Here is a 777-nt window from a genome sequence, read left to right on the forward strand (position 1 = left end):
CCGCGCCAAGCATCTGGGTTCCTTTGAACAGGGCAAGCCCGACTGTGGGGTGAAGTCCAACATCAAGTCGCTGCCCGCTGTAATGGTCGGGCGACGGCACGCTAAATGAACTCGATAACACACTTGCATCTATTGAAAGATTCCGATTCCATTGCAACCGGCCGTTTGCTCATGCGTATACGATCGCCAACATGGTTCGGAATTGGTTCGTGGCCAACATGGACGAGGCGCACAAGCGGGTGCGCGTACGGCAGTAGTACGCTGCCCGCCGAAGTCGGCTTCATGTCGCGCGGCGAACGTTCGAGCAGGCGTCGGCCGACTTCGTCTTCAAGACGACGAAGAGGCATGCTGACGGCAGCCTGGGTGAGATGAAGTGCCATTGCAGCGTTACTCACGCTGCCGGCCTAAACCACCGTCACGAACGTACGCAGCAGCGTGCTGTCGAGATCTGGAATCATCAATTTCCCTCATGCACACATAAAGATTTCCAGCTTATACCACGCATACATCTGCGGTTAGTATCCTTCCTTCACTCACGCGAGAAATATGGATGAGCGGGGAATTTAACGCAAAACACGCCAAATACGCGTTGTCGAGAGCGTCCGTGCTATTCTCGCACGCTATCGCGCTGATGTTCGCCTTCGCGTCGATGTGCAGCATTCAACTCGGTGCCGCGCTATCGCTGTCCACGACGACAAAACAGGCTCTTTTGAAAATGCAGTGGGTAACGGCCGTCAGCGGGCATGCGAGTTGAATGCGGAGAAGTCGAGTTTGCCC

General features: G+C 55.5%; 1 pseudogene. It reads right to left on the minus strand.

Annotation, left to right across the window (positions count from 1 at the left end):
- Nucleotides 1-230: 230 nt before the first annotated feature.
- Nucleotides 231-395 (minus strand): annotated as a pseudogene (locus J8I87_RS44075) (LysR family transcriptional regulator); the annotation flags it as partial.
- Nucleotides 396-777: the final 382 nt, after the last annotated feature.

It is taken from the genome of Paraburkholderia sp. LEh10 (assembly GCF_017814945.1).
GTDB lineage: Bacteria > Pseudomonadota > Gammaproteobacteria > Burkholderiales > Burkholderiaceae > Paraburkholderia.